Below are 19,556 nucleotides of genomic sequence, written 5' to 3'. Positions count from 1 at the left end.
GGAACAACTACAACAGTCCGGCGCGCTTGACCTGGTGGTAGCGGTTCACCAGGCTCGCGGCCAGGGCGCGGGGTTCGACGTCGACGGACAGCTTGTCGCGGTCCACCACCCGCGCAAAGGCGTCGTGGCGGGCCTGGGACAGCAGATGGGCGCTGGCCACAGCCACGGCGGACTCGCTGTCGCCGATGGCTTGCGCGCTGATGCGGCCCAGCGCCGTTTCGCGCAGGCTGGCCAGCAGCACCAGGTGGCGGCGCCGCAGCAGGCGCAGCGCGGGCTGCAGTTCGGGTGCATCCTCGTCGCGGAAATTGGTCAGGATGATGACCAGCGAGCGGCGGCGCAGGCGCTTGGCCAGCGCTTCGGCGGCGGCCAGGTAGTCAGAGTGGTGGCCGCCGGGCTGCAGATCGTGCATCTTGTTCATCAGCGCGTTCAGCGTGGCCAGGCCTTTGCGCGGCGCGAAGTCGCGGCGCTCGCCTTCCGCGCAGCCGAAGGTCATCGCGCCCACCTCGTCGCCCTCATGCAGGGCGACGTAGCTGAGCAGCATCAGCGCGTCGAGCGCGTCGTCGAAATGGCTGTTCTCGCCGCTGCCGGCGGATTGCTCGTCGGCGCGCATGCGGCGGCCGCAGTCGAGCAAGAACATCACGCACTGGTCGCGCTCATCCTGGTATTCGCGCACCACCGGTTTGCGGTGGCGCAGCGAGGCCTTGACGTCGAGATGGCGCAGCGGGTCGCCGCGCCGGTACTCGGCCAGCTGGCGGAAGTCGGTGCCCTGGCCGCGCTGCACAAACGTCTTGATTCCGATCTGTGCCAGGCGCCGGTCGCCACTCAGCCAGGCGTAACGGGCCAGCGCGGCGAAGTTCGGGTACACGCGCAGTTGCTGCGCCTCGCCCAGACGTTCGCGCACCTCGAAGAGCCCGGCGCGGCTGCGCCAGAGCAGCTGGGTCTGGCCCAAGCACACCAGGCCGCGCTGGCGCGCAGTAACGCGAAAGCGCAGCAAGCTGCGCTGTTGCGCCCCGATCCGCAGGCGCTGCGGCAGGCCCTCGAAGTCGAACACCGGGTCGAGTTCGTCGAAGACCTGCACACGCCAGGGCCGGGGGCCGGGGTTGATGAGCTCCAGCCGCAGCTCGGTCGACACACCGATGGCGAAGGCGGCTGGCAGGCGCCGCTCGACCCGCAGCCCGCCCTGGCGCCAAAGGCGCAGGCTGCGCCACAGGTCCAGCGCCGCCAGCGCGCCCAGCATCAGCAGCAGGCCCAGGCCGACCGGCAGCACGCTGGCCAGCCGCAGGCCCAGGGCCAGTGGCAGCGCCAGCGCGCAGGCCAGCGCGGCGAGTGCGTAGACGCTCCCGGCGCTCGGCCGGACGATGCGGCGGTATGGCTTCAAAGCCGCGGCGCCTCCACGCTGTCGAGCGCGGCCTGCAGCAGCTCGTCGAGATCGCGGCCCTCGATCTGGGCATCGGGCGCCATGGTCACGCGGTGGCGCAGCACCGCCAGGGCCTGGGCGGCGACGTCGTCGGGGGTGATGAAGTCGCGCCCCTTGATCAAGGCCATCGCGCGCGCCGTGCGCACCAGGGCCACGCTGCCGCGTGGGCCGGCGCCGGCATCCAGCCCCGGCCAGCTGCGCGTGGCGCGCACCACGCGCACGGCGTAGTCGATCACCTTGGCATCGGCATGCACCTGGCTGCACAGGCGCTGCAGTTCCTGCACCTGCACGTCGTCCAGCACCGGCTGCACCGCTTCCAGCGGCAGCTCATGGCCGGCGCGGCCGATGGTGGCAAGCTGCACCACCGCGGCCTCCTCGTCATGCGTGGGGTAGCCGATGCGGATCTTCACCAGAAAGCGGTCCAGCTGGGCCTCGGGCAGGGGGTAGGTGCCTTCGGTGTCCACCGGGTTCTGCGTGGCCATGACGATGAAGGGACGCGGCAGCGGCAGGGTCTCGCCCTCCAGCGTGGCCTGGTACTCCTGCATCACCTCCAGCAGCGCGCTCTGCGTCTTGGCTGGCGCGCGGTTGATCTCGTCGGCCAGCAGCAGGTTCGTGAACACCGGCCCCTTGCGCACGCGCAGCCGGCCCAGGCCGCTGCCGGTGTCATCCAACACGCTGTGGCCGATGACGTCAGCCGGCATCAGGTCGGGCGTGAACTGCACGCGTGCGTACTGCAAATGCAGGGCCTGGGCCAGGGCACGCGCCAGCAGGGTCTTGCCGAGGCCGGGCACGCCCTCCACCAACACATGGCCCGAGGCCACCACGGCGACCAGCATCTGCTCGACCGCCTGCGCCTGCCCGACGACGGCCTTGCCGACCTCCTGACGCAGGGTGTGCAGCCAGCGCGTGGCGAGTTGGAGTTCCTCGGGCTTGATCATGTCGGGTGTCTTTCGTCGGATGTTCTGTGGGCGAGCCGGCGCCGCGCGGTTTCGAGCAGGAGCAGCAGCGAGGGCAGTTGCGCCCGGGTGCAGAAACGCGTGGACAGGGCGGTGGAGAGTTCAAGCGCCGCCAGTCCGGTGGCGGCTGCAAGGGCCGCCGCTCGCTCGGCATGCGAGAGCCGGGCAAAGCCCGGCAGGCTGCGCTGCGCGGCTTCCAGCAAGGCGCGCTGCTGGGCCGCCAGCAAGGCCTCGCGGCCTTCCTTGTGCAGATAGGCCCCGAGGCCGTGCACCTGTTCCGAAATGGAGCGGCGCAGGCGCGGCGCTGCGGCCATCAGCGGGCCGAAGCGCACCGCCGCGCGCCACAGCGCGGCGGCCAGGGCCAGCAAGCCCATCAGGATGGCGATCCAGCCGCTCTGCCACAGCCAGGGCAGCAAGGCCTGGCGCTTCTCGTGCAGATAGATCCAGGCCGTCGCGCCGGCTTCGGCCTGCAAGGCGGCGGCCAGCAGCAGGGGGTTGTCGCAACGCAGCGCGGGCTCGTTGTGGAACAGGTTGGTGCCGCTGTTGAGCGCGGTGACGCTGCCGCGCCCCAGCGGAACCCGGAGCGCATGCACGACGCTCTTGCGTGCCAGGGTCCAGGCTGGGGCCTGGTTCCGCCTGGGGCGCAAGTTGTACTGATCGGGGGGCGCGTCGCAGGAGGCGACTGACTCGGTGCTGCCCCAAAGCGGCGGGTTGGAGCTCAACTCCCGGCGTGGCCGCTGCACCGAGGCCGACGCTTCAGCGAACTTCTTTTCGTGCCTGGAGCGCTTGCTGGGTTTGACGTCCAGCAGCTCGACCGGCACCCAGTCCGCCAGTGCCGAGTTGTCCCACTCCGAGCTGGGCGCCAGCACCAAATGCCCACCCTGGAGTACCCATTGCTGCAACTGAGCCGAGCGCTCGGGCATCAGCTGCCAATCGCTGGACATCAGCACCAGGCGCGCCTGCGCGGGCGGCAGGTTCTTCAAGGCCTCGTGGCGCTCCACCTGCATGCCCAGGCGGCGCAGCAGCTGCTCGAAGGCGTAGACCGGGTTGTCGCGCGCCTCGCCCTGTGCAGCGCGCGGGCGCTGCACCTCCACCCATTCGGTGTTGAGCGACAGCCACCAGGCGCCCAGCAGCAGGCCCAACGCCCCCAGTAGCCAGGCCAGACGTTCGCGCGTCATGCGGGCGCCTCCGGCAGGTGCGCGTCAAAGCCCTGGCACAGCGCCTCCAGCTGTTCCGGCGCGAGCGCGCGCTGCGCGTAGGCCACCGTCTGCCAGCCCGTCACCAGTTGTACGAGAAAGTCCTGCGCCGGCGCAGCCAGCCGGGCCGACGCCAGGGTCAGGCATTCGCTCTCCGTGCTGGCCGCACGGATGGGCACACCCTGACCATGCACCAAGCGCGAGAGCGCGCCGCGGTAGAGCAGGGACAGGGCTGCGCGTTGCTCGCCGCGCAGCCACAGCGCGCGCGCCGCCGCGCCGATGTCGGCGGGCAGGCTGGCGGGGCGGATGTCCAGCGTGCCCACATGGGTGGGCGGCAGTGCGGCCAATGCGCCCGCGCCAGTGCCCTGGCCCAGCCAGTCGCGCAGGCGCAGCAGCACCCAGATCAACAGCGCCGCGCCGAGCAGCCAGATCGCCACCCGCAGGCCGGCGCTCAGATTGCCCATGAAATCGGCCCACCAGCGCGCGTTGCTCTTCTTGGTGCCCTCCTTCTCGTCCTCTTCGCGCTTGAAGCGCAGGGTCTTTGTGGTCTCCGTGCCGGGCAGCAGCGGGTCGGCCGCCACGGCGCTGGCCGCCGCCTGCACGGCGCTGGCGCTCATGGTGGGAGGCTCTGCGGCCAACGCGGGGCTGCCAGCCAGCGCCAGCAGCAGGATGGCCCGCTCAAGCAAAGGCATGGCGAAACTCCTGCTCGATGTCCCAGGCCTCCAGCGCCACGCGGCGGTTCAGGTACATCGCGAACCCGGCCGCCACGTAGAAGGGCTCCAGGAAGAGCACCACGGCCGCATAGCTCAGCGCCATCACCAGGTCGAAGCCGAGTTGTCCGCCGGCGTGTTGCTCGGGGTTCACGAACCAGTCCCAGATGCCGGCGTTCTGGTGTTCCGGCGCGAACCACCACAGCAGCGCCACCAGGCCGTAGACCAGCACGGCCTCGGCATGCACGAAGGCGGTCTGCAGCGCGCTGGCGGCACCGCGGTTGTCGTTCAACAGCAGCCGCCGGCGTTGGCGCCGGGCGCTGCCACGCTGGCCTTCGAGTTGCTCGATCGCCTGCGTGTAGGCGCGCCAGGGCGAAAAGCGCCGCCACAGCAGGGTGCGCAGCAACTGTCCGCCCAGCACCTGGCGGCGCGCCCGCCACAGATCGGGCCAGCGCGTGGCTTCGCCGAACACCGCGCGCGCCAGCACGAACACCAGCACGCGGTCCAGCCAGGGCTTGAGCCAGAACAGGATCAGCAGCGGCAGCCAGCCCAGGCTGTCTACCGTGCACAGCGCCAGGGCCGTCACGGCCAGCAGGACCGGCGTGAAGCAGCGCCAGATCGAGCCCGCATGCGCCCGCACCAGGGCCAGACCGAGGTCGCAGGCCTCGCTCTGGCTGCGCGGACGCAGCGCGACGCTCAAGCCTTCAACGCGCATCGGCTGCTCCCTGGCCGGCGCGCAGCAGCCACAGCAGCACCAGGCCCCAGCACAGGCCGGCCACGCTGTACTTCACGGCCGGCGCGATCCAGGCCGCGCTGGACCAGAAGGCCTCGAACGTGGCGGCCACCACCAGCAGGAAGAAGGCGGCGTAGACCAGCGGTACGGCCGCCGTGGCGGCCGCCCGCAGGGACTCCAGGCGCGTGCGCCGGCCCGGCGCCAGCAGCCCCAGGCCCAGGGCCAGGCCGGCTGCGCCGGAGAGCACGATGCCGGTCAGCTCAAAGGACGAATGCGTGACCACGAAGGGCCAGAAGTTGTGCCCCAGGCCGGCGCGCACCAGATGCCCGGCAATGGCGCCGATCACCAGTCCGTTGTAGACCAGCACGAAGGCGCTGCCCACGCCGGCCAGGATGCCGGCACCGAAGCAGCGGAACCCGATGCCGATGTTGTTGAAGATGTAATGACCGAACATCTGCCAGTCATCGCCTGCGTCGCGCAGCCGCCCCATGGACTGCTTGCCGTCGGCGTACATGGCCTCGTACTCGCGCAGTTGCGCGGCATCCAGCAGGCGCAGCGCGAAGTCCGGCCCCTGCAGCGCCAGCGCGAAGGCGAGCGCCAGCGGCAGTGCAAACAGCGCCAGCGCCAACAGCACCAGGCGGCCCTGCGCGCGCACGGAATTGGGCAGGCGCACCCGCAGCAGCCGGCCGAAGGCGTGCAGGCCGTAGTCCTGGCGTCGGTAGATCAGCTGGTTCGCGTCCTGCGCCAGGGCTTCCAGCCGGGCCACCAGATGCACTGGATAGGCGCGCGACTGGGCCAGCGCCAGGTTTTCGCACACGCGCCGATAGCGCGCGGCCAGCAGGGCGCCGTCAACGGGCTTGCCCAGCTTGGCCTGCTCCAACTGCTCACCAAAGGCGGCCCACAGTGCGCCGTACTCGGACTCGAAATGCATCGGCGTCATGTGCGCCTTCCCATCAGCCATTGCGCCACGCCGGCCAGGCGCTCAGCAGCGCTGCGCGAGGCTTCATCGGCCCGCAGGGGCGGCAGCACCGGGGCGGCCAGCTGCGCCAGTTCCTCGAAGCGGGCCGGCGTCAGCCGCTGGGCCCGGCCGGCCCAGGACAGGATGGCCGCCTGCTCACGCGTACTCAGCGGCCGTGCCGGGGCCAGACTGGCGGCGGGCTGCGGGGCATCGTGCAGACGCACGGCCTCCGTGTGCACCACCAGGGTGCCAGCGGCCAGATCGCCCAGGCGCTTGCACTCTCGGTTCAGCAGCATGCTGACGATGCCGAAGGCATAGGCCAGCGGCAGGAAGTCCGCCACGCGCAGCAGGTTGCGTGTGAACGAGGCCGCGGGCGTCACGGGCAGGCCGGTGTCCATCACCACGCGCAGGCCCAGCGCGCGCTTGCCGGGCGTCGCGCCCCAGCGGCTGAGTTCGAACAGGATCGGGTACAGCCACTCCACGCAGAACAGACCGAGCAGGATCAGGCCGGCGCCCAGGCCGCCCAGGGTGCCGAGCAGGATCACCAGGCCCAGGTCAATGCCGATCCGGATCAGCAGATCCAGCAAAAAGGCCATGGTGCGCGCCACCAGCCCGGCAGGGCGGAGCGAGAGCACGATGCCTTCGGGGGTTTCGGCCAGGGCCAGGGTGTCGATGCGCTGGCGCGGCGCTGCGGCGGGTCCGCTCAGAGCTTGATCACCTGGGTGTCGGCGATCGAGTCATGCAGACACTTGCGCGAGGCGCGAAAAATGAGCACTGAATCGATCAGGGAATAGATCATGGCGATGCCCGTGCTGAAGTTCATCAGCATGCCGATGCCGTAACGCAGGCCCAGCAGGCGCCAGGCGTCGACCCTGGAGCCATCACTGCGCACGATGCGCAGTTTGAAAAGCATCTTGCCCAGCGTTTGGCCGCGCGTTACCAAGGGCCAGCCTTGCACCATCAGAAAGACCAGCAGACCTAAACCCAGATTCAACGGCGTCAAGCCCCAAATGCTCGCTTCGGTGGCCCGCTCCTGGGCCACGAGCAGCGGTTGCATCACGGGGATCATGTAAACGCCCCAGGCCACGGCGGCAGCGATGACTCCGTCCACCACCGCGGCCACCAGCCGTGTCCCGCGCCCAGCCATCGTCACAACTTCCGGCGCGCGGTCCTCTACATGCGCTTGCGGCGGCGCAAAGCGCGGGTCGATGGCATTTGACACTTGTGCTCCCTGAAATTTTGGCCGGCATTCTGCCGGCACGCATCGGTCGGGACGCTCGGTGTCTACGCTAGCTAGCGAGTACAGACGCCCAGCGGGTGCGAACTGGTGCGTCCATCCGCATGCAGACACAGGGCCTCGCCCTGTTCCAACGGCTCCCAACCCTCGGGCTCGCCCTCCAGCGGCTCGCTCGCTACCAGCTGGCCGAAGGCCTCGCGGCGGTGGTACAGCGTGGGGGGCTTGGCATCGCTGGCCCAGCGGAAGGCGTAGACGTCCTCGCCATCGGCCAGCGCGGCGGCAAAGCGCAGGGGCGCCTCGATGCCAGCCTGGCGCATGCGGCCGCTGACGTCTTCCAGCATCTCGCCGACCGCCTCCACCACGCCGTAGCCCTGCACGATGCGGTGCACCGCCATCAGGAACAGCAGTTCGGAATCGGTGGCGCCGCGGCGCTGGTGCCAGAGCGTGTCGGGCAGCTCGGCCTCCAGCTCACGCCGCAGGCAGCCGAAGCCGCCCACCTGACCGTTGTGCATGAACAGCCAGCTGCCGCTGGCAAAGGGGTGGCAATTGGCCAATGAAATGCCGCCGCCAGTGGCCGCGCGCACATGGGCGAAGAACAGATGCGATCGCACATGGGCGGCCAGGGCCAGCAGGTTCTCGTCGCTCCAGGCCGGCGTCACCTCGCGGTAGATGCCAGGCGTCTCGCGCTCGCCGTACCAGCCCACGCCAAAGCCATCGCCATTCGTCACGACCTTGGCTTCTTCGGCGCGCAAGGACTGCCGCACCAGCGAATGCTTGGGTCGGCAGACCAGGTCTTCCATGTAGATCGGATCCCCACGGTAGGCAAGGAATCGGCACATCGGCAAGCACCTCCTGGTTCAGTCTGACACACTGGCGCGCATGGACCTGCTCTTCGTCATCGACCCCCTAGCCCACTTCAAGACCCAGAAGGACAGCAGCTTCGCCATGATGCGCGCGGCCGCCCGGCGCGGCCATGCCATCTGGGCCTGCGAGACCCCGCAGCTGCATTGGCAGAGCGGCCAGCGCGTGCTGGCCCGCGGCGCGCAGCGCCTGCAGTTGAGCGAGGCCGCCGTGGTGAGCCACTACGGCAGCAAGCTGGACGACTGGTATGCCGTGGCCGAGACCCGCGACCTCGCCCTGGCCGACAGCGGCGCGGTGCTGATGCGCAAGGACCCGCCCTTTGACGCCGAGTTCATCTACGCCACCCACCTGCTCAGCCAGGCCGAGCGCGAGGGCGCACGCGTGTTCAACAATCCCGCGGCCCTGCGCGAGCACCCCGAGAAGCTGGCCCTGCTGGAGTTCCCGCAGTTCACCGCCCCCACGCTGGTGAGCCGCGACCCCGAGCAACTTCGCGCCTTCCACGCCGAGCAGCGCGACGTGATCTTCAAGCCCCTGGACGGCATGGGCGGCATGGGCATCTTCCGCGTGCGTGAAGACGGCCTGAACCTCGGCTCCATCCTGGAGCAGCTGACGCATTACGGCAGCCAGACCATCATGGCGCAGCGCTACCTGCCCGAGATCGTCGACGGCGACAAGCGCGTGCTTCTGATCGACGGTGTGCCGATTTCGCACAGCCTGGCGCGCATCCCGCAGGGCAACGAGGTGCGCGGCAACCTGGCTGCTGGCGGCAAGGGCGTGGCCATGCCGCTGACGGCGCGCGAACGCGAAGTGGCCGAGGCCCTGGGTCCCCTGCTCGCGGCGCGCGGCCTGCTGCTGGTGGGGCTGGATCTGATCGGTGGCTACCTTACCGAGATCAATGTCACCAGCCCGACCTGCTTCCAGGAAATCAGCGCGCAAGCCGGGCCGGATGTGGCGGCGCAGTTCGTCGCCGCCCTCGAAGCCAAGCTTTAGGGAGGGTTCTGCAGACCCTCCCTAAAAGAGCTCGCCCTCGCGCGAGGGCGGCGCCAGGCCCAGGTGGCGGTAGGCCATCAGCGTGGCCATGCGGCCGCGCGGGGTGCGGTGCAAATAGCCCTGCTGGATCAGGTAGGGCTCGATGACGTCTTCGATGGTGTCGCTGGCCTCGCCGATGGCGGCGGCCAGGTTGTCCAGGCCGACCGGGCCGCCATCAAAGCGCTGGATCAGCGCGTCGAGCAGCTTGCGGTCCATCAGGTCGAAGCCGGCACTGTCGACATCCAGCATCTTCAGCGCGGCCTCGGCGGTGGGCTGGTTGATGCGGCCATCGCCCTTCACATCCGCCCAGTCGCGCACGCGGCGCAGCAGGCGGTTGGCGATGCGCGGCGTGCCGCGCGAGCGACGCGCAATTTCCAGCGCGCCGGTCTCGTCGATCGGCGCGTTCAAGAGCCCGGCCGAGCGGGTGACGATGCGCTGCAACTCGGCCGGCGTGTAGAACTCCAGCCGCGTGGTGATGCCGAAGCGGTCGCGCAGCGGGTTGGTCAGCATGCCGGCGCGGGTGGTGGCGCCCACCAGGGTGAAGGGCTGCAGATCGAGCTTGATCGAGCGCGCGGCCGGGCCCTCGCCGATCATGATGTCGATCTGGAAGTCTTCCAGCGCGGGGTAGAGGATTTCTTCGACGACCGGCGACAAGCGATGGATCTCGTCGATGAAGAGCACATCGTTGCGCTCCAGGCTGGTCAGGATGGCGGCCAGGTCGCGCGGTTTTTCCAGCACCGGGCCCGAGGTCTGGTGCAGACGCACGCCGAGCTCGGCGGCAATGATGTGCGAGAGCGTGGTCTTGCCCAGGCCCGGCGGGCCGAACAGCAGCACATGGTCCAGCGCCTCCTGGCGCTTGCGCGCCGCGCCGACAAAGATGTCCAACTGCTCGCGCGCCTTGGTCTGGCCGATGTACTCGTCCAGGCGCTTGGGGCGCAGGGCGCGCTCCAGCGCTTCCTCGTTGGGCGAGCGCGTGCCGGCCGAGACGATGCGCTCCAGCGGCGCGGCGGCGAAATCGTCGGTCTGGATCGGCATGGGTCAGCGGCTTAGCGGCTCAGGGCTTTCAGGGCCTGACGGATGCCCTCGGCCACACCGATGTCGGCCGGCAGGCTCTTCACCGCGGCTTGCGCTTCCTTGTCGCTGTAGCCCAGGGCCAGCAGGGCCTGGCTGATGTCGGCCTGCGCACTGCCCAGGGCCACGCTGCCGGCGCCCGGCAGGGCGTCGGCCAGCTTGCCCTTGAGTTCCAGCAGCAGGCGCTCGGCGGTCTTCTTGCCGATGCCCGGCACTTTCACCAGGCGGCCGGCCTCCTGGCGCGCCACGGCCTCGCTCAGGTCGCCCACTGACAGGCCGGACAGCAGCGAGAGTGCGGTGCGCGGGCCCACGCCGGAGATCTTGATGAGCTGGCGGAAGGCCTCGCGCTCCTCGGCGCTGAGAAAACCGAACAGGATGTGCGCGTCCTCGCGCACCACCTGGTGGGTCAGCAAGGTCACCGGTTCGCCCAGGCCGGGCAGGGCGCAGAAGGTGCTCATGGGCACATCCACCTCGTAGCCCACGCCCTGCACATCAATGAGTACCTGCGGCGGCGCCTTGGCTGCCACCGCCCCTCGCAGCCTTCCGATCATCAGCCGCGTCCGAACAGGCCCAGGCGCTGTGCTTCCAGTGCGGCTTCGGCGCGCGAGCTCACATTGAGTTTGCGGTAGATCTGCTTCACGTAGTCGGCAATGGTGTGGCGCGACAGACCCAGCTGCACGCCGATCTCGGGCAGGGTGAAGCCCTTGGCCACGCGCAGCAGCACTTCGGTCTCGCGTTCGGTCAGCTGCACATCGGGCACCACCGAGGCGGCCGGCGTGCGGCGTTGGCCGGTGAAGTAGGCGATGACCTTGCGGGCGATCGAGGGCGACAGCGGCGGTTCGCCCTGGCTGATGCGCTGCAGCTGCTCCACCAGCAGCTCGCGTGCCTGTTCCTTCAGCAGGTAGCCGAAGGCGCCGGCCTGCAGGGCGGGAAAGAGGTGTTCGTCGTCGTCGTGGATGGTGACGATGACCGATTGCGCCTCGGGCTGCTTGTCGCGCAGGGCCTCAACCACCGTCACGCCCGAGCCATCGGGCAGGCCGAGGTCGATCAGCGCCAGCTCGAAGCGCTGCTGGCCGACCTGCAGCAGGGCGTCCTGCACGCGCGCGCACTCCACCACGCGGGCGTTGGCGAAGACCTGCTGGATCAGGTTCTTCAGCCACATGCGGATCTCGGGAATGTCTTCGAGCAGCAGGACGTGGTCCATGGCGTTCACCGGGCAATCAAAAGGTAACGGGCAAGTATCACAGAGGGATGCTCAGGCGGATCAGCGTGCCCCAGCCGGGGCCGGATTCGACCAGGCACTGACCCTGCATCTGCTTGGCGCGCGCCTTCATGCTGGCCATGCCGTGGCCCTTGTCGAGCCGACCGTCCAGCGCGCTGGAGATGCCGTGACCGTTGTCCTGCAGGATGACCTGGAAATCGTCGTCGAGGACCTGGCAGCGCACCGTGCAGCGCGTGGCGCCGCTGTGCTTGATGATGTTGCTGATCGACTCGCGAATGATGCGCGTGGTCTGCACATAGGCGCGCGCCGGCAGCGTGTAGGACACGTCCTCGGCGAGCGAAATCCACTCGGCCTCGATATTGGCCTGGGTCAGGCGCGAGACCACCTCGGCGCGCCAGTCGCCTACCGCGTCCAGCAGCTGCACCGGCTTGCCGGTCAGCCCGCGCACCGACAGTCGCATCTCCTCCAGCGCCTCGCGCGCCAGCGTGGAGATGCGCTCGCTCTCGCTGGTGTGCACGATGGTCAGCAGCTTGGCGCCCAGGTCGTCGTGCAGATCGGCGGCAATGCGCTTGCGCTCACGCTCGGTCACCTGCTCCAGGTGCTGGTCGCTCAGGGTGCGTTGCTGACGCTCGAACTCGACCAGGCGTTCCTGCCAGCGCTGGTCGTTCGTCACCAGGCGCTGTTCGGCCTGCAGGCGAGCCTGCGCAAAGCCCAGCAGCTGGCTCAGGCCGGCCAGCGCCAGGCCCAGCGTCACCCAGGGCACGGCCGGGCTGCGGTGGGTCTGCGCCCAGGCCAGCAGGCAGGCCAGCAGGCCCAGGCTCGTCAGCACCGGCAGCAGCGTGCCATGGGCCTGCTCGCGCCAGGCGCGCAGGCCCTCACCGCCGTGCCGCCATTGGCGCATCCGGTGCACCAGGAATCCCAAGCTGACCAGGGCCAGCGCGGCGGCCCAAAGGCCGAGTACGGCGCCCTGCAAGGTGGCGGCGGCAGGCGCCTGCCCCAGGCTCCAGGGCAACCAGGGCAGGGTCACCGCCAGCAGCAGGGCGGCAGCGTCCAGGCGGTTGTGTCGCCAGCCCAGCTGGCGTCCCAGCAGCAGCAGCCAGCCGGCGCAGCACAGGCCCAGCAGCAGGCCGCGCAGCAGGTCGGCGTGGTCACGCGGCAGCCACACCTGCCATTCCGCGACCAGCAGCAGGGCCCAGGCCAGCAGGGCGGTGGCGCCCAGCAGCAGGCGGCGTTCCCAGCGGTGCATCAGGCCCATCAAACCCAAGGCCAGCGCCAAGCCCGCCAGCACGCCGGCGGCGCCCAGCGCGAGCCCGGCGCGCTGCCACACGAGGCTGCGGTGCAGGCCCAGCAGCTCGTCCCAGGGGCCGATCTGCGGCGCGTCCAGGCGTTCGGCGCGACCGAGGGAAAACGGCGTGGGGTCCAGGCTTTGCTGGCGCAGCTCCAGCAGATTGCCCTGCTCGCCCAGCAGGCCGATCGGCAGCGCCAGCAGCAGCGGGCTGCGGCAGGGCATGCCCGCGCCGTCTTCCAGCAGCACCACGCCGTTGACGCGCACGCTGCGCACCCCACAGGGGCTGGCCAGCCAGAGCGCGGCGGCCACACGCTCGCCGCCGGGGTAATCGAAGCGGAACTGCAGCTCCTGGGCGACCGGGCCGGGCGCGCGCGGCAGTTGCACCGGGGCGCCCTGGCCGCCCAGCAGCCGGGCCTGCTCGAGCACCAGCGGCGCGGCGCCGGCCAGCCAGGCGTTCAGCAGCAGGAACAAAAAAGCCCCGACCCGTCGGACCGAGGCCCACACAGACGGGGCGGAGCGCATGGCGGGAATTGTGCAGGAGGGGTCGTCGACAATCGGCGCCCCTCCCCCGATCCGCCTGCCCAGGAAAGCCCGTGGTCCTGCAACACGAGTTCGAAGACATCGACAACCAGCAGCTCGCCCACCTGTGTGGCGAGCTGGACGCCAATCTCCTGGCCGTGGCGGCCGCCCATGGCGTGCGCCTCACGCGTCGCCAAGCGCGCTTTCGCATCGAAGGCCCGGCAGCGGCGGCACGCGCCGCGCTGGACGCCCTGCAGCGTCTGCGCGCGCTGTCGCAGCGCCCCATCGCCCCCGAGACCCTCCAGCTGCTGCTGGCGCAGTCGGGCGCCAAGCCCGCCAGCCAGCCGGCCGAGGCCCCGGTGCAGCTGCACACCCGCCGGCACGACCTGGCCGCGCGCACGCCCAACCAGCAGCTCTACCTCAACCGCATCCTTTCCAACGACCTGAGCTTCGGCATCGGCCCGGCCGGCACCGGCAAGACCTATCTGGCCGTGGCCTGTGCGGTGGATGCGCTGGAGCGCCACCAGGTGCAGCGCATCGTGCTGACGCGCCCAGCGGTGGAAGCCGGCGAGCGCCTGGGCTTCCTGCCGGGCGACCTGGCGCAGAAGGTCGACCCCTATTTGCGCCCGCTCTTTGACGCCCTCTACGACCTGATGGGTTTCGAGCGCGTCGCCAAGGCGCAGGAAAAAGGCCTGCTCGAAGTGGCGCCGCTGGCCTTCATGCGCGGGCGCACGCTGAACCACGCCTTCGTCATCCTGGACGAGGCGCAAAACACCACGCCCGAGCAGATGAAGATGTTCCTGACCCGCATCGGCTTCGGCAGCCGTGCCGTCGTCACCGGCGACACCAGCCAGATCGACCTGCCGCGCGGCATGACCAGCGGCCTGGTGGATGCCGAGCAGGTGCTGCGCGGCGTCGAGGGGCTGGCGTTCACGCGCTTCACGCGCGCCGACGTGGTGCGCCACCCGTTGGTGGGCCGCATCGTCGAGGCCTACGACAACCGCGCCGCCGCCACCGGAGGCCGGCCATGAGCCGGCCGCTGCTGCCCGAGCTCGGCCTGTCGCTGCAGTTCGCCGACCCCCGCCACCGCGCCGCGCTGCCACGCCACAAGGTGGCGCGCTGGATCCGCCATGCGCTCGAAGGCGATGGCGAGATCACGGTTCGCATCGTCGATGCCGAAGAGGGGCGCGAGCTCAACCGCAGCTACCGCGGCAAGGACTACGCCACCAATGTGCTGACCTTCGACTACGACAGCGACCCGGTGGTGCTGGCCGACCTGGTGCTCTGCGCCGAGGTGGTGGAGCGCGAGGCCGCGGAGATGGGCAAGACTCTCGAAGCCCATTACGCCCACCTGCTGGTGCACGGCACCCTGCATGCGCAGGGCTGGGACCACGAAGAGACGGCCGAGGCCGAGGCCATGGAGGCGCGCGAAACCGAGATTCTGCAAGGCCTGGGTTACCCCGACCCCTACGGCCGCGAACCCAGGTAGCGCTTGCGCCGGAACCACCAGCCCAGGCCCAGGCCCACGCCGGCCATCAGGCCCAGCGCGATCCAGGCGCCCTCGCGTGCATGGATCAGCGGCAGGGCATCGAAGTTCATGCCGAAGATGCCGGTGATCAGGTTCAGCGGCAGGAACACGGCGGTCAACGCGGTCAGCACCTTCATGATGCTGTTGGTGCGGTGGCCGACGGCGGCGTAATGCATCTGCACCGCTGATTCGGTGTTCGCCGTCAGCCGGCGAATGTGCGAGAGCACGCGCTCGACGTGCTCCTGCACGTCGCGTGCGCGAACCCGCAAGGCTTCCTGATCGGCCGAGCCGACGCGATCGGGAAACTCGGACTGGGCGTCCAGCCATTCCTGCACGGCGGCATGCTGGTCCTCGCACAGCTCTTCCAGGCCATGCAGGGCATCGCGTGCGGCAAGCAGGGCCGGCCAGTCCTCAAAGGGCTGACGCGTGTTCAGCAGATCCTGCTGCAACTCGGCGTGGCGGCGCGAGAGCAGCCGGCGCAGGTCCAGATAGCTGTCCACCATGTGGTTGAGCATGCGCAGCATCAGCTCGTCCGGGCTGAGCGGCAGGCGATGGCTGCCGCGCAGGTCCTCGCTGCCCACCAGCAGCGGCAGGCGCTCCTGGAAGTAGCCCAGCACCGGGCACTCGTCCGGGTGCACGCTGATCAGCAGGCGCTCGAACACCGCGAAGCCGACCGCGCGGGTGTCGATCAGCTGCGCCCAGTCCGCGCCCTCGGCCTGGCGCGCCGCGGCCAGGCGGCGCAACACCATCAGGTCGTAGGCCTGGGTGGATTCGAAGTGCGAGGGCAGCTGCTCGTTCAACAGGTCCGAGACATGCAGATCCATCAGCGGCGCATGCAGCCAATGCGCCAGCCTGGCCTGAAGCACCGGGAACTGGCGCTTCAGCCCCTCGCGGGTCAGCGCCAGCCACAGAAAACCGCTCGCAGGCAGCTCGTCGGGCAGCGCCGGCAGGCTGTCCAGCCCGCCGCGCTGCACATGCTGGATCTGCAGTTCGGCCATCAGGCTTTGAGCAGGCGCGCCGCGTCCAGCGCGAAGTAGCTGAGCACGCCGTCGGCGCCGGCGCGCTTGAAGGCCAGCAGCGATTCCAGCATCACCACATCGTGTGCCAGCCAGCCGTTGGCGGCTGCCGCCTTGAGCATCGCGTACTCGCCGCTGACCTGGTAGGCGAAGGTCGGCACGCGGAACTCGTCCTTGACGCGGCGCACCACGTCCAGATAGGGCATGCCGGGCTTGACCATCACCATGTCGGCGCCTTCGGCCAGGTCCATCGCCACCTCGCGCAGGGCCTCGTCGCTGTTGCCCGGATCCACGTAATAGGTGTTCTTGTCGGCCTTGCCCAGCGCGCTCTTGGAGCCCACCGCATCGCGGAAGGGGCCGTAGAAGCCGCTGGCGTACTTGACGCTGTAGGCCATGATGCGCGTGTGGATGAGGCCGGCGGCCTCGAAGGCCTGGCGGATCGCGCCGATGCGGCCGTCCATCATGTCGCTGGGGCCCACCATGTCGGCGCCAGCCTCGGCCTGGGTCAGGGCCTGGCGCACCAGCAGCTGCACGGTGGCGTCATTGATCAGGTAGCCGGTCTCGTCGGGCAGGCCATCCTGGCCGTGGCTGGTGTAGGGATCGAGCGCCACATCGGTCAGCAGGGCCAGCTGCGGAAAGTGCGACTTCAGCGCGCGCACCGCCCGCGGGATCAGGCCCTGCGGGTTGAAGGCTTCGGCACCGTCGATAGTCTTCAGTTGCGGCTCAATGGCGGGAAACAGCGCGAGCGCCGGAATGCCCAGTGCCATCGCCTCTTCGGCTGTGCGCAGCAGCTGATCGATCGGCAGCCGCGCGACGCCCGGCATCGAGGCAATCGGCTGGGCCTCGCTGCCCTCGTGCACGAAGACAGGCAGGATCAGATCGCTGGCGTGCAGGCGGTGTTCGCGCACCAGGTCGCGGGTGGCGGCGTCGCGGCGCAGCCGGCGCGGGCGGCCGGCGGGGAAGGGGGAAAAGACGGTCATGGCAGCGTGAAATAGTGGAGTCAAACCGGGCTTTCCCTGCGCATGCAGGGCTTGCCAGCGCCAGAGGGGGCGGTGCTAGACTTATCAGCGAATGGTAGCCGCGAGGCCACTGTTCCCTGCTTTTCCTCCCTGAGCAGGAGCCTTGTGTGATGACAGCATCAAGGCTTTCCGCCCCAGCCTTCGGCTGGGGCTTTTTTTTGTTGTTTCGGATCTGCGGTGGCTGGCGCCACCGGGCCGTACCGGCCGACCGGCTGCGCCGCTCCAGATCCTGCACAACCAAGCAGCTGCGCTGCTTGACGTCGGTTGGGGTGCCACTGCCTTCGCATAATCCGCCGATGCATTGGTTTCTCTGGGTCAAGGCCTTTCACATCGTGTTCGTGGCGTCGTGGTTTGCGGCGCTGTTCTATCTGCCGCGCATATTTGTCAATCTGGCCATGGTGCCCAAGGACAGCCATGCCGAGCGCGAGCGGCTGTTGTTGATGGCGCGCAAGCTGCTGCGCTTCGGCAACCTGCTGATGGTGATCGCCTTGCTGCTCGGGCTGGTCATGCTGGGCCACAACTGGCGTGGCTACCTGCTGGGCCAGGGCTGGATGTGGGTCAAGCTGCTGCTGGTCGCCGTTTCGCTGGGCTTTCACTGGCGCTGTGCCGGCTTGCTCCAAGAGTTCGAGCACTTGGCCAACCGGCGCAGCCATCGCTGGTTTCGGGTCTTCAATGAGATGTCGGTGCTGCTGTTTGCCGGCGCGGTGGTGATGGTGGTGGTGCGGCCCTTCTGATGTCGGCGCGCCGCTCCAGCAGCGCGGCCTGGCTGGCACTGGGCTATGCCGCCTTGGTGGTGTACGCCAGCCTCTATCCGTTCGGGCCCTGGGCCTGGCCGGCCGGCATGCCCTGGCAGCAGCTGTTCCGTCTGCCCTGGCCGCGCTACTGGATCCAGTTCGACATCTGGGCCAATGCGGTGGGCTACCTGCCGCTCGGGCTGCTGCTGTTCGTGACGGTGTGGCGGGCCGGCCGGCCGCGTGTGCTGGCCTTTCTGTTGGGGGCGTTCAGCTGCGCGGCGCTGGCCTATGCCCTGGAAGTGACCCAGTACTTCGTGGACAAGCGCGTGCCCTCACTGGGCGACTGGGTGCTCAACAGTGGCGGCGGCTTGCTGGGGGCGCTTCTGGGCCTGCTGCTGGTGGGCCTGGGCGTGCTGGAGCGTGGCGCCCGCTGGCGCGAGCGCTGGTTTTTGCCGCAGGGCGGCGCAGGGCTGGCCTTGCTGGCGCTGTGGCCGCTGGGGCTGCTGTTCCCGCCGCCGCTGCCGCTGGCGCAGGGCCAGTTCCTGCCGGCACTGCTGGCCACCGCGGCGGAATGGCTCCAAGACACCCCCTGGGCTTCGGAGCTGCCAGTGCTTGCGGGCAATCGGCCCAGCGGGCTGCTGGCCGGCAGCATCACCGGCCTGGGCTTGCTGGCGCCCTGCCTGCTGATGCTTGCGCTCACTCGGCAGGGGTGGCACCGCGTCGCGCTTGTGTTCGGGGCGTTGGCTGTGGGCGTGGGCATGACCAGCGTGTCCGCCGTATTGGGCTTCGGCCCGCAGCAGGCCTGGAGCTGGCCCACACCCAGCACCTTGCCGGGCCTGCTGACAGGCACTGCCCTGGCCCTGCTGTGCGCGCTGCTGCCGGCGCGCCTGAATGCGGTGCTAGCGTTGCCGGTCTTCACGGCCCTGCTGGTGCTCGTCAACGGCCTGGCGCCCGATGTGTATTGGCAGCAGAGCCTGCTGATCTGGGAGCAGGGCGCCATGGTCAAGCTCTACGGCCTGACGCAGTGGCTCGGTTGGTGGTGGCCGCTGCTAGGCCTGGGTTGGTGCATGGCGCGGGTGACGGCCTCCCTAGAATCCCGTCCCTTATGAGCAGTTACTACCAGCGCCACATCTTTTTCTGCCTGAACCAGCGCGACAACGGCGAGGCCAGCTGTGCCCAGCACGCCGCGCAGGCAGGTTTCGACCACTGCAAGGCGCGCGTGAAGGCGGCCGGGCTGGCGGGCAAGGGCGCGGTGCGGGTCAACAAGGCGGGTTGCCTGGACCGCTGCGCCGGCGGCCCGGTGGCTGTGGTCTACCCCGAGGCCGTCTGGTACACCTTTGTGGACAACAGCGACATCGACGAGATCGTCGACCGCCATCTGGCCAAGGGCGAGGTCGTGGAGCGCCTGCAACTGCCCGATTCGGTCGGTCGCTGATGAAGCCCCACACCCAGCGCCGGCTCATCGACGGGCCAGTTGGGCCGCTGGAGCTGGCCATCGATGAACCCGAGGGCACGCCGCGCGGCGTGGCCCTGCTGCTGCACCCGCTGCCCACCCATGGCGGCACGATGGACAACAAATGCGTGCAGTCGCTGGCGCGCGCCGCGCTGGCCCTGGGCCTGCGCGCGGTGCGCTTCAACTTCCGTGGCGTCGGCCAGTCCGCCGGCGCCTTCGATCACGGCGTCGGCGAGGTGGATGACGCCTGGGCTGCGGCGGCCGCGGTGCGTGAGCCCGGCCTGCCCTTTTACCTGGGCGGCTTCTCCTTTGGCGCCTTCGTGGCCACCAAGCTGGCCGAGCGCCTGCAGCAGGCGGGCCAGCCGGTTGACAAGCTGGCCCTGATCGGTCTGGCCGCCAGCCGCTTCCCGGCTGAGCAGGTGCCGCCGCAGACCTTCGTGCTGCACGGAGAGCACGACGACGTGGTGCCGCTCGCTGCCGTGCTCGACTGGGCGCGCCCGCAGGCCCTGCCCGTCACCGTGCTGCCCGGCGCCGGCCATTACTTTCACGGGCAGCAGACGCTGCTCAAAGACCTGGTGATTCGCGCCTGGTCGCTCTGACTTTTCCTTG

Annotated in this window: 22 protein-coding genes; 7 read left to right on the top strand and 15 right to left on the bottom strand. The window is 69.6% G+C overall.

All coding sequences use genetic code 11. The features are described 5' to 3' along the window. Window positions 1–7: 7 nt before the first annotated feature. The 9 genes from ACE3QP_RS11825 to ACE3QP_RS11785 form a co-directional block, all read right to left on the bottom strand. Window positions 8–1,378, bottom strand: a complete 1,371-nt coding sequence (locus tag ACE3QP_RS11825) for a DUF58 domain-containing protein (RefSeq protein WP_374436270.1) — start codon at window positions 1,376–1,378, stop codon at window positions 8–10. Continuing rightward, on the bottom strand, window positions 1,375–2,355 hold the full coding sequence (locus ACE3QP_RS11820) for an AAA family ATPase (protein WP_374436269.1): 981 nt from the start codon (window positions 2,353–2,355) through the stop codon (window positions 1,375–1,377). The genes ACE3QP_RS11825 and ACE3QP_RS11820 overlap by 4 nt, the downstream gene beginning before the upstream one ends. Beyond that, on the bottom strand, window positions 2,352–3,551 hold the full coding sequence (locus ACE3QP_RS11815; RefSeq protein ID WP_374436267.1) for a DUF4350 domain-containing protein: 1,200 nt from the start codon (window positions 3,549–3,551) through the stop codon (window positions 2,352–2,354). The genes ACE3QP_RS11820 and ACE3QP_RS11815 overlap by 4 nt, the downstream gene beginning before the upstream one ends. Further along, window positions 3,548–4,261: a DUF4129 domain-containing protein gene (locus ACE3QP_RS11810; RefSeq protein WP_374436266.1), complete on the bottom strand. Its 714-nt coding sequence runs from the start codon at window positions 4,259–4,261 to the stop codon at window positions 3,548–3,550. The genes ACE3QP_RS11815 and ACE3QP_RS11810 overlap by 4 nt, the downstream gene beginning before the upstream one ends. Further along, the gene (locus tag ACE3QP_RS11805) at window positions 4,248–4,994 is read right to left on the bottom strand and encodes a hypothetical protein (RefSeq protein WP_374436265.1); all 747 of its coding nucleotides are present in this window, start codon (window positions 4,992–4,994) and stop codon (window positions 4,248–4,250) included. The genes ACE3QP_RS11810 and ACE3QP_RS11805 overlap by 14 nt, the downstream gene beginning before the upstream one ends. Continuing rightward, complete coding sequence (locus ACE3QP_RS11800; RefSeq protein ID WP_374436262.1) at window positions 4,984–5,952, bottom strand: stage II sporulation protein M; 969 nt, start codon at window positions 5,950–5,952, stop codon at window positions 4,984–4,986. The genes ACE3QP_RS11805 and ACE3QP_RS11800 overlap by 11 nt, the downstream gene beginning before the upstream one ends. Continuing rightward, window positions 5,949–6,605 (bottom strand): RDD family protein, encoded by a 657-nt coding sequence (locus ACE3QP_RS11795; RefSeq protein ID WP_374436260.1) that lies wholly within the window; start codon window positions 6,603–6,605, stop codon window positions 5,949–5,951. Before ACE3QP_RS11795 ends, ACE3QP_RS11800 begins: the two co-directional genes overlap by 4 nt. Window positions 6,606–6,673: 68 nt before the next feature. After that, window positions 6,674–7,192, bottom strand: coding sequence for an RDD family protein (locus ACE3QP_RS11790; RefSeq protein WP_374436259.1), 519 nt, complete (start codon window positions 7,190–7,192; stop codon window positions 6,674–6,676). A 71-nt stretch (window positions 7,193–7,263) separates the two neighbouring features. Beyond that, window positions 7,264–8,046 (bottom strand): class II glutamine amidotransferase, encoded by a 783-nt coding sequence (locus tag ACE3QP_RS11785; RefSeq protein WP_374436258.1) that lies wholly within the window; start codon window positions 8,044–8,046, stop codon window positions 7,264–7,266. 40 nt (window positions 8,047–8,086) lie between these two features. Between ACE3QP_RS11785 and gshB the strand changes: the two genes are divergently transcribed. Next, window positions 8,087–9,058: a glutathione synthase gene (gshB, locus tag ACE3QP_RS11780; RefSeq protein ID WP_374436257.1), complete on the top strand. Its 972-nt coding sequence runs from the start codon at window positions 8,087–8,089 to the stop codon at window positions 9,056–9,058. 21 nt (window positions 9,059–9,079) lie between these two features. On the opposite strand, the gene ruvB is transcribed toward gshB, so the two are convergent. From ruvB to ACE3QP_RS11760, 4 genes are read right to left on the bottom strand one after another with little or no spacing between them, the layout of a single operon-like run. Continuing rightward, window positions 9,080–10,132, bottom strand: a complete 1,053-nt coding sequence (gene ruvB / locus ACE3QP_RS11775) for a Holliday junction branch migration DNA helicase RuvB (protein ID WP_374436256.1) — start codon at window positions 10,130–10,132, stop codon at window positions 9,080–9,082. A gap of 11 nt (window positions 10,133–10,143) precedes the next feature. After that, window positions 10,144–10,719 (bottom strand): Holliday junction branch migration protein RuvA, encoded by a 576-nt coding sequence (ruvA, locus tag ACE3QP_RS11770; RefSeq protein ID WP_374436253.1) that lies wholly within the window; start codon window positions 10,717–10,719, stop codon window positions 10,144–10,146. Then, window positions 10,719–11,372: a response regulator transcription factor gene (locus ACE3QP_RS11765; protein ID WP_198111159.1), complete on the bottom strand. Its 654-nt coding sequence runs from the start codon at window positions 11,370–11,372 to the stop codon at window positions 10,719–10,721. The genes ruvA and ACE3QP_RS11765 overlap by 1 nt, the downstream gene beginning before the upstream one ends. 37 nt (window positions 11,373–11,409) lie before the next feature. Next, a complete protein-coding gene (locus ACE3QP_RS11760; protein WP_374436252.1) occupies window positions 11,410–13,200 on the bottom strand; it encodes a sensor histidine kinase in 1,791 nt (596 codons plus the stop codon). A 71-nt stretch (window positions 13,201–13,271) separates the two neighbouring features. On the opposite strand from ACE3QP_RS11760, the gene ACE3QP_RS11755 reads away from it, so the two are divergent. Together ACE3QP_RS11755 and ybeY are read left to right on the top strand one after the other, a co-directional pair. Next, on the top strand, window positions 13,272–14,228 hold the full coding sequence (locus ACE3QP_RS11755) for a PhoH family protein (RefSeq protein ID WP_374436251.1): 957 nt from the start codon (window positions 13,272–13,274) through the stop codon (window positions 14,226–14,228). Beyond that, entirely contained in the window at window positions 14,225–14,686 is a 462-nt protein-coding gene (ybeY, locus tag ACE3QP_RS11750) for an rRNA maturation RNase YbeY (RefSeq protein ID WP_374436250.1), read from the top strand. The genes ACE3QP_RS11755 and ybeY overlap by 4 nt, the downstream gene beginning before the upstream one ends. Here the strand turns inward: ybeY and ACE3QP_RS11745 are convergent. Both ACE3QP_RS11745 and hemB read right to left on the bottom strand, forming a co-directional pair. After that, on the bottom strand, window positions 14,665–15,723 hold the full coding sequence (locus tag ACE3QP_RS11745) for a magnesium transporter CorA family protein (protein ID WP_374436247.1): 1,059 nt from the start codon (window positions 15,721–15,723) through the stop codon (window positions 14,665–14,667). The two genes, ybeY and ACE3QP_RS11745, sit on opposite strands and share 22 nt — an antisense overlap. Further along, on the bottom strand, window positions 15,723–16,721 hold the full coding sequence (hemB, locus tag ACE3QP_RS11740; protein ID WP_374436246.1) for a porphobilinogen synthase: 999 nt from the start codon (window positions 16,719–16,721) through the stop codon (window positions 15,723–15,725). The genes ACE3QP_RS11745 and hemB overlap by 1 nt, the downstream gene beginning before the upstream one ends. A gap of 335 nt (window positions 16,722–17,056) precedes the next feature. Between hemB and ACE3QP_RS11735 the strand changes: the two genes are divergently transcribed. From ACE3QP_RS11735 to ACE3QP_RS11720, 4 genes are read left to right on the top strand one after another with little or no spacing between them, the layout of a single operon-like run. Then, the gene (locus tag ACE3QP_RS11735; RefSeq protein WP_374436243.1) at window positions 17,057–17,494 is read left to right on the top strand and encodes a CopD family protein; all 438 of its coding nucleotides are present in this window, start codon (window positions 17,057–17,059) and stop codon (window positions 17,492–17,494) included. Next, the gene (locus ACE3QP_RS11730) at window positions 17,494–18,603 is read left to right on the top strand and encodes a VanZ family protein (protein ID WP_374436242.1); all 1,110 of its coding nucleotides are present in this window, start codon (window positions 17,494–17,496) and stop codon (window positions 18,601–18,603) included. Before ACE3QP_RS11735 ends, ACE3QP_RS11730 begins: the two co-directional genes overlap by 1 nt. Then, window positions 18,600–18,929, top strand: coding sequence for a ferredoxin (locus ACE3QP_RS11725; protein ID WP_198111167.1), 330 nt, complete (start codon window positions 18,600–18,602; stop codon window positions 18,927–18,929). Before ACE3QP_RS11730 ends, ACE3QP_RS11725 begins: the two co-directional genes overlap by 4 nt. Further along, a complete protein-coding gene (locus ACE3QP_RS11720) occupies window positions 18,929–19,546 on the top strand; it encodes an alpha/beta hydrolase (protein ID WP_374436241.1) in 618 nt (205 codons plus the stop codon). The genes ACE3QP_RS11725 and ACE3QP_RS11720 overlap by 1 nt, the downstream gene beginning before the upstream one ends. The last annotated feature ends 10 nt before the right edge of the window (window positions 19,547–19,556 follow it).

The sequence above is a fragment of the Inhella sp. genome, assembly GCF_041912635.1.
Taxonomy (GTDB): domain Bacteria; phylum Pseudomonadota; class Gammaproteobacteria; order Burkholderiales; family Burkholderiaceae_C; genus Inhella.
Note: the sequence above shows the minus strand (reverse complement) of the source record. Positions and strands in the feature narration are given on the sequence as shown.

Excerpts from the sequence above, each read along its gene's own strand:
- ACE3QP_RS11820 (WP_374436269.1), bottom strand. The coding sequence starts at position 2,355 with ATGATCAAGCCCGAGGAACTCCAACTCGCCACGCGCTGGCTGCACACC.
- ACE3QP_RS11815 (WP_374436267.1), bottom strand. The coding sequence starts at position 3,551 with ATGACGCGCGAACGTCTGGCCTGGCTACTGGGGGCGTTGGGCCTGCTG.
- ACE3QP_RS11810 (WP_374436266.1), bottom strand. The coding sequence starts at position 4,261 with ATGCCTTTGCTTGAGCGGGCCATCCTGCTGCTGGCGCTGGCTGGCAGC.
- ACE3QP_RS11805 (WP_374436265.1), bottom strand. The coding sequence starts at position 4,994 with ATGCGCGTTGAAGGCTTGAGCGTCGCGCTGCGTCCGCGCAGCCAGAGC.
- ACE3QP_RS11800 (WP_374436262.1), bottom strand. The coding sequence starts at position 5,952 with ATGACGCCGATGCATTTCGAGTCCGAGTACGGCGCACTGTGGGCCGCC.
- ACE3QP_RS11785 (WP_374436258.1), bottom strand. The coding sequence starts at position 8,046 with ATGTGCCGATTCCTTGCCTACCGTGGGGATCCGATCTACATGGAAGAC.
- gshB (WP_374436257.1), top strand. The coding sequence starts at position 8,087 with ATGGACCTGCTCTTCGTCATCGACCCCCTAGCCCACTTCAAGACCCAG.
- ruvB (WP_374436256.1), bottom strand. The coding sequence starts at position 10,132 with ATGCCGATCCAGACCGACGATTTCGCCGCCGCGCCGCTGGAGCGCATC.
- ruvA (WP_374436253.1), bottom strand. The coding sequence starts at position 10,719 with ATGATCGGAAGGCTGCGAGGGGCGGTGGCAGCCAAGGCGCCGCCGCAG.
- ACE3QP_RS11765 (WP_198111159.1), bottom strand. The coding sequence starts at position 11,372 with ATGGACCACGTCCTGCTGCTCGAAGACATTCCCGAGATCCGCATGTGG.
- ACE3QP_RS11760 (WP_374436252.1), bottom strand. The coding sequence starts at position 13,200 with ATGCGCTCCGCCCCGTCTGTGTGGGCCTCGGTCCGACGGGTCGGGGCT.
- ybeY (WP_374436250.1), top strand. The coding sequence starts at position 14,225 with ATGAGCCGGCCGCTGCTGCCCGAGCTCGGCCTGTCGCTGCAGTTCGCC.
- ACE3QP_RS11745 (WP_374436247.1), bottom strand. The coding sequence starts at position 15,723 with ATGGCCGAACTGCAGATCCAGCATGTGCAGCGCGGCGGGCTGGACAGC.
- hemB (WP_374436246.1), bottom strand. The coding sequence starts at position 16,721 with ATGACCGTCTTTTCCCCCTTCCCCGCCGGCCGCCCGCGCCGGCTGCGC.
- ACE3QP_RS11735 (WP_374436243.1), top strand. The coding sequence starts at position 17,057 with ATGCATTGGTTTCTCTGGGTCAAGGCCTTTCACATCGTGTTCGTGGCG.
- ACE3QP_RS11730 (WP_374436242.1), top strand. The coding sequence starts at position 17,494 with ATGTCGGCGCGCCGCTCCAGCAGCGCGGCCTGGCTGGCACTGGGCTAT.
- ACE3QP_RS11725 (WP_198111167.1), top strand. The coding sequence starts at position 18,600 with ATGAGCAGTTACTACCAGCGCCACATCTTTTTCTGCCTGAACCAGCGC.
- ACE3QP_RS11720 (WP_374436241.1), top strand. The coding sequence starts at position 18,929 with ATGAAGCCCCACACCCAGCGCCGGCTCATCGACGGGCCAGTTGGGCCG.